At 49.0% G+C, this 3,126-nt stretch carries 1 protein-coding gene; it reads right to left on the bottom strand.

Going from position 1 to position 3,126, the window contains the following annotated elements; genetic code table 11:
* Positions 1-91: 91 nt before the first annotated feature.
* A partial coding sequence (locus B0E43_RS23305) for a gliding motility-associated C-terminal domain-containing protein (protein ID WP_139352616.1) occupies positions 92-3,126 on the bottom strand: 3,035 nt, incomplete at its 5' end.

Below are 3,126 nucleotides of genomic sequence, written 5' to 3'. Positions count from 1 at the left end.
AGCTGCTGCCCAAAGGAACCCCCGGTGGCTAATACCGCCACCAAAAGGGTCATTCCTATGATTTTAAAAGTCGTTTTCATCGCTCTTCTGATTATTCTTTGATTACCTGGATCCAGCCCTTGAACTCGTGGACTTTACCACTGCGATCCGTCAGCTTCAGCACATAGAAGTAAGTGCCAGCTACTTGACCCGGTGCATTCCAGTCGTTGCCGTAATTGGTCTTCTCCAGTACGTGGTCTCCGTATCTGTTCAGGATCACAATCTCGCTCGCTGTGAATTTGCCAAGACCCTTGATCTCAAACCTATCGTTGTCCCCGTCATCGTTCGGTGTGATCACATTCGGTATTCTGAACGGCAACACCTGGTTCACATCCGTATCCTGGTTGTCCGATTCCTTGGTGTCATCCTCTGCGGAATCAACCACCACCACGTTGGTGATCGTTCCGGCATCGCCTGCCTTCACTTTCACTCTCAGGGTGATCACTCCATCTGCAGGAAGGAATGCCACGCTCCAGCTGATCTTGTTGCCGCTCACTACCGGTGTACCAACCTGTATCTGCTGGTTACTTACGCTCACCACAGTTGAACTCACATAGCTCACACTTGCAGGAAGATCATCCACTATCGTCACATTGGTCGCCGGAGTACCGCCCACATTGCTTACCACGATCTCGTACTCAAACTCGTCTCCTTCATAGATCTCTGCCTCAAAGCTGGTCTTGGTCACCGATAGATCAACATTGTCATTCAAAATACGGAAGAATACCAGCGCGTCGTCGTTGTTTTCAGGGAAGCCCGTCTCTCTGAGAATGTACCGCAAGGTATAGTCTCTCACCTCATTCACATTCGGAATCAGACTCAGTTCGCCGTTTTCGTTGATCAACAAACCGATGATGCCGTCAAGCTCAGTGAATTCAAAGTCCACATCCGCCGGATCAGGACGCTGGCCTTCCAACAGGTCATTGTCCAGAATGTTGCCAATCACCCCGCCGAAGCTCAGGAAGTGCGAACCAAACTCGTCATCGTTGGCAATGATCTGAACCTCTGTCTCCAGACATCTGATACCAAAGTCCATATCCAGGTGAACCCTGTCACTCGGAGTAGAAGTCCGAGTAATGCTGTCATCTGTGGTAAATCCACATCTAGTCTCAGTTCGGCTTCCGTTGATATCAGTCATCCTTGCACCGGCATTGGGAAGAACCTTAACTCTATTTTTATTTCTCTGGAATACTGCTTGCTGGATCAGGAATTCATCCAAAGTAACCGTAGCTGTGTATTCTCCGTCACCATTCTGAGCCATATCCGGTCTACTTCTCCAGTATCCAAGAATACCCACGACGATATTTTCCTCAAATCCGTTTGGTCCGGTCACTTTGACATTTTCACTCTGGTCGTTACCAAATCCGGCTTTGTTCAACTCGCCTTCATTCTCAGGTCCATCGTATCTGCCGTCTCCGTTCAGGTCAAACCACTCGAACTGATCCAGGCTGATCGGGGTGTTGGTAATCGGATTCTTCGTTACCTGACCGTCATTATTGCCGTCAAACCATTCGTTCTGGATGCCGTCACCGTTCAGATCATACCATACAAAGTCACCAAGCACGATACCCTCGTAAGTCTCATACCCAAAGTCTTTCACCTGAGGTTTACAAACCTCAATAAAGGTGAAGAACAGCGAACTCTCAACCGGATACAATCCCCTTGCGGCGTTCAGATTCGCATCCTGAACCTGTACCAAATACTGGCCTGGCGCAAAGTCTTTGAAGGTATAGCGTCCATTGGCTCCCGTCACCACAATCTGCACATCACCAGGGGTGCTCTCCTGTGGAATCAATGTCACCGGTACTCCTGCCAACGGCTCGCCTGTCATATCATTCAAGACAATACCGGTGATCAAGGTGAAATCATCACATTCAATATTCACCTGTGCTCTTGCCTCAGCACTGTATAGCTCGCCTGTAACAGGATCTCTGACTTCAACTGATGCAACATTGATTATTGGTCGCTGGGCAATGATATCCTGGAGTGTAACTGTGTAAGTACCTTTGAACTCTTCAGATTCTCCTGGAAGAAGAACATCAATTGTAGCTGACAATCCAATCATCTCATCCACAACAACAATGTCCTCAAGAGTCACATTTCCTGTATTGGTTACAGCAATGGTATAATTAACAACTACACCTTCACTTCGAACAAATTCGCGGTCAACTACTTTGGTTATACTAATGTTTGGATTTCTTCCGATAGGAGTTTCAATCTCTGTCTCATCTTCCGGATCATCTCCGTCAGGACTGTCGCCACTGGTAAGTGCCGTGTTGAGCACAAAGCCTTTGTCCACATCCGCCTGAGTCACCACATAGTCGGTGTTCACCGCTGTGGATGCACCAACATTCAGCGTGCCCAGATTCACATCCAGTCCGGTCAATGGATCCTTAACAGTTACATTTGTCAAGGCAACATTTCCTGTATTGGTCAATGTCAAGGTGTAAGTGATCACATCCCCTGCACCATCTACCACGGCACCGTTGTCCGTTTTCACGATCTGGATCGATGAGTTTCTCTCAATCGGTGTCTCCTCCTCGGTCTCATCTGTTGGATCTTCTCCGTCAGGGCTGTCGCCTCCAGCTAGTGCCGTGTTCAGCACAAAGCCTTTGTCCACATCCGCCTGCGTCACCACATAGTCGGTGTTTACCGCAGTGGATGCTCCAGGATTCAGCGTGCCCAGATTCACATCCAGTCCGGTCAAAGGATCCTTAACGGTTACATTTGTCAAGGCTACATTTCCTGTGTTGGTCACTGTCAGTGTGTACGTGATCACATCCCCTGCACCATCTACCAAGGCACCATTGTCCGTTTTCACGATCTGTATCGATGAGTTTCTCTCAATCGGTGTCTCCTCCTCGGTCTCATCTGTTGGATCTTCTCCGTCAGGGCTGTCGCCTCCAGCTAGTGCCGTGTTCAGCACAAAGCCTTTGTCCACATCCGCCTCGGTCACCACATAGTCGGTGTTTACCGCAGTGGATGCTCCAGGATTCAGCGTGCCCAGATTCACATCCAGTCCGGTCAAAGGATCCTTAACGGTTACATTGGTCAGAGTCACATTGCCCGTGTTGGTCACTGTCAGCG

The sequence above is a fragment of the Algoriphagus sp. A40 genome, from assembly GCF_002002735.1.
Lineage (GTDB): Bacteria > Bacteroidota > Bacteroidia > Cytophagales > Cyclobacteriaceae > Algoriphagus.
Note: the sequence above shows the minus strand (reverse complement) of the source record. Positions and strands in the feature narration are given on the sequence as shown.